General features: G+C 41.9%; 3 protein-coding genes and 1 pseudogene. 3 read left to right on the top strand and 1 reads right to left on the bottom strand.

Translation table 11 applies throughout. The features are described 5' to 3' along the window. From VIP81_RS23590 to carA, 3 genes are all read left to right on the top strand, one after another. Positions 1 to 222: hypothetical protein (locus VIP81_RS23590; protein WP_331967158.1), on the top strand; the 222-nt coding region annotated here is incomplete at its 5' end. A gap of 143 nt (positions 223 to 365) precedes the next feature. After that, complete coding sequence (locus VIP81_RS23595) at positions 366 to 1,193, top strand: hypothetical protein (protein ID WP_331967161.1); 828 nt, start codon at positions 366 to 368, stop codon at positions 1,191 to 1,193. Positions 1,194 to 1,331: 138 nt separating this feature from the next. After that, on the top strand, positions 1,332 to 2,444 hold the full coding sequence (gene carA, locus VIP81_RS23600; protein ID WP_331967163.1) for a glutamine-hydrolyzing carbamoyl-phosphate synthase small subunit: 1,113 nt from the start codon (positions 1,332 to 1,334) through the stop codon (positions 2,442 to 2,444). A 775-nt stretch (positions 2,445 to 3,219) separates the two neighbouring features. Here the strand turns inward: carA and VIP81_RS23605 are convergent. Beyond that, a pseudogene (locus tag VIP81_RS23605) lies at positions 3,220 to 3,609 on the bottom strand (pyridoxal phosphate-dependent aminotransferase); the annotation flags it as partial.

The following is a 3,609-nucleotide window of genomic DNA, read 5'->3' on the forward strand; positions in this document are numbered from 1 at the left end:
ATGCGTTTTCGGATTAATACCCCGAGAATCCTGTCAAAGAGATGTATTAAGCCCCTGCATGCGCCCTCTATAGCATCGCTTTACACTTACCTGAAAGTATCTTCCGTGGCCGCCATCGGTCTTATTTGTGGTTTTCCAGGCTGTGATTCCGAAGGAATTGAATCTTTCGGCCATCAGCCGGTTAGGAGACTCAAATTGTTGGCAGGGGCCGGTTGCCTGTAACACTATTTGCTGAATATGGGTATTTGGAAGCGGGAACAATAAATTTCCGATAAGGAACCAGCAATAATAAGTGAGAAAATCTCCTTTCTGTTAAATAAATATATTTCGTAATATTACATTCGTTTGCATTTAATGATTCTCCTATGAAATACCTGCACTGTGATAGTTGTGGACATGCCAATCCACTGAAATCTGAATATCTCACCTTCTGTGATGACTGTGGTAAAAAATTGCCGGAAACTTTTGCTGATTGGCGAAAGTTGCATCCCATGGCCACATTTTCCGAGTATACACAGCAGGTGGGTATCTCCCAGAAAACAGATAAACAAAATTTCCTGCTGAGCTGGATGAAAAGGCAGGTACAACCGGCCAACAGGGGCAAAGTGATCCTGTTTTTCTCTATTTTCCTACTATTGATTGCGGTAACCGGCACCTTATTCGGGAAAAGGGCCATGTTTACCTTTATCTACCCGAAGGTACCTGTCAGTTCTTTGTATAGTAGCTGGCAAACGGCTAGCATAGGTCGGCAGGCCCTGGAAATAAGCACACCCGTGAAGTTGTGGGTACACGACCAGCCACTGGAAGGAGAGGACGCGAAAGTGATAGAATATGCCAAGAGCTATCGAAATGAAGATGGAGGCGGCATCCGGATTGCAGTGAATATGTTCAGCTATCAGGGCAACGTGGCAAACGACCTCGAAGCAGCCGTGGCGGCGTCGCATAATAGTATGCAACTAAGTGAAACCGCCAGTGATATGGATTGTAAGTCAGTACCAGTACTTATTTCCGGTATGAAAGGTATTTTAGAAGAAGGTAACTATCTGTACAACGGAGGTATCCGATTGGCTTTCTGTAACCTGGTAATGATTAAAGGGAGCAGCCGTTGGCAGATCCAGATTAGCTACCGCGATGATGACCAGGTGGGCCATCAGGTGGCCCAAAGAATACTGAAGTCTGTAAAAATTAAGTAACATCTATATTTGTGGCAAAAAAAATCTGTAATTAACTGTTGCATTTCATACCTTTGCACGGTTTTTTATCCGAACCTTCAGGGCTTTTTATGCCCTCGAAGGTTTTTTTTAAAATATAAAACAAGACAGATACCAGAAATGCCTCAGACAAGAACCATCCAACCTGCCATACTGCTGTTAGACGACGGTACGGTTTTTCAGGGAAAAGCTTTTGGGAAAATTGGCACTGCTGCCGGTGAATTAGCTTTCAATACCGGTATGACGGGTTACCAGGAAGTGTTTACGGACCCTTCTTATAAAGGACAGGTACTTATAATGAACAACTGCTACATCGGGAACTACGGCACCAAAAAGGATGACGTAGAGAGCAGCAGTGTTAAGATCAATGGTTTGATCGCTAAAAATATCGCGTACAACTATTCCAGGAAGATGGCCGATGCGTCGCTGGAAACGTTCCTGACCGATAATAACCTGGTTGCCATTTATGATGTAGACACCCGTGCGCTCGTTTCCCACATCCGTAGCAAAGGTGCTATGAACTGCATCATTTCTTCTTCTATCCTGGACATTGATCAGCTGAAAGCTGAACTGGCTAAAGTTCCTTCTATGGAAGGTCTGGCGCTGTGCAAGGAGGTAACTACTCCGGAAGTATACAATGTTGGTGATCCGGCAGCGGAAATCCGTATTGCAGTACTGGATAACGGTGTGAAAAGAAATATGCTGAAATGCCTGTCTGACAAAGGAGCCTACCTGCAGGTATTCCCAACTGACACTACTTTTGAAGTATGCGAAGAATTTAAACCGCATGCCTACTTTATTTCCAATGGTCCTGGCGATCCGGCTCCGCTGACTTATGCAGTGGAAACGGTAAAGCAGATCCTGGCTGCAGAAAGACCTATGTTTGGTATCTGCCTGGGACATCAGCTCCTCGCACTGGCCAACGGTATTCCTACTTACAAAATGCACCACGGTCACCGCGGATTAAACCATCCGGTAAAGAACCTGAAAACAGGTCTTTGCGAGATCACCACCCAGAACCATGGTTTTGCAGTAGATCCTAAAGCAGTAGCAGCCAGCGAAAATGTGGAAATTACCCACATCAACCTGAATGATAACTCTGTAGAAGGTATCCGTATCAAAAATAAACCAGCATTCAGTGTACAGTATCACCCGGAATCCACACCTGGTCCGTTTGATAGCCGTTACCTGTTTGACGACTTTTTTGAGATGATTAAGAAGCATAAAGCATAAAGCCTAAAGCGAAAAGCAAAAAGCTATAAAAGCGAATGACCGAAGCATAGATTATTCAATTAATCGCTTCGGTCATTCGCTTTTATAGCTTTTTGCTTTATGCCTTCAGCTTTCAGCTTTCAAAAAAACGGAGACGGTCCCGAGGAATCGGGACCGTTGCATTTTAAAATTCCACGTTATGAAAACAAACGAATTAACGATAACACATAGTGTCAGTTTTTCCGCCCGTTTTATTACATAACAATATTATAGAAAAAAGGTAAACGAGTAAGGGAATATTTTGAGATTATTTAGGAGTGGAATGAGCTTTTTGCCTGTTTTTTGGCAGAAATGGAAAAAAATGGCAAAAAAATACGGCTCTGTGATCAGAGCCGTTTGCCTTTATAAATTCCACGTTATGAAAAACTGATACAAAAATACGATATTTTGCTAAAACGTTTTAGTTAATCTTTGAGTTTTACAGAAGACTGATAAATCTTCTTTGTATAACGATTCAAAGGTCGGACCAAATAAACGTTCTAAGAAATAATGCAGGTTAAATTTTTCTTAAACAAGTTTAGATTTTGCAGTCCATCGTATTTGTAAATATTTTTATAATTTGATTTTTTTTGTCGTTGTTGTTATTTATGTATCAAATATACGAAACAAAACATGAAAATTCCAAGCATTGCGTGTTAAATAATTGCATTTTTCTCAAAAAAAGTAAACATTAAATTATTTACAATATGTTTTCACTCTTATTTATTGAATTTTACGCTTCTGCTCCCTGTAAAAATTATTTGGAAATTTTGCCTGGGTATACCTCCAGCGCTTTTTTCAGGCAGACCATTGCATGACTAATGTCCGTCGTATTTAATACATAAGCCAACCGAACTTCATCTTTACCCAGTCCAGGAGTGGCATAAAACCCGGTGGCCGGCGCCATCATCACGGTTTGGCCTTCATGAGAAAAGGATTCCAGCATCCACTGACAGAACTTATCTGAATCATCGATCGGTAATCTGGCCATTGCATAAAAAGCACCACCCGGATTAGGACAGTATACACCTGGAATCTCATTCAGCATTTTTACCAGGATATCCCGGCGGCTAAGATATTCCGCTTTGATGCCGTCAAAATAGTCGGCTGGCAGGTCTACCGCTGCTTCACCTGCAATTTGTGCAAA

This window comes from Chitinophaga sp. (assembly GCF_036566945.1).
Taxonomy (GTDB): domain Bacteria; phylum Bacteroidota; class Bacteroidia; order Chitinophagales; family Chitinophagaceae; genus Chitinophaga.

Bases quoted from the DNA above. Each gene is read 5' to 3' on its own strand.
- VIP81_RS23595 (WP_331967161.1), top strand. From the start codon at position 366: ATGAAATACCTGCACTGTGATAGTTGTGGACATGCCAATCCACTGAAA.
- carA (WP_331967163.1), top strand. From the start codon at position 1,332: ATGCCTCAGACAAGAACCATCCAACCTGCCATACTGCTGTTAGACGAC.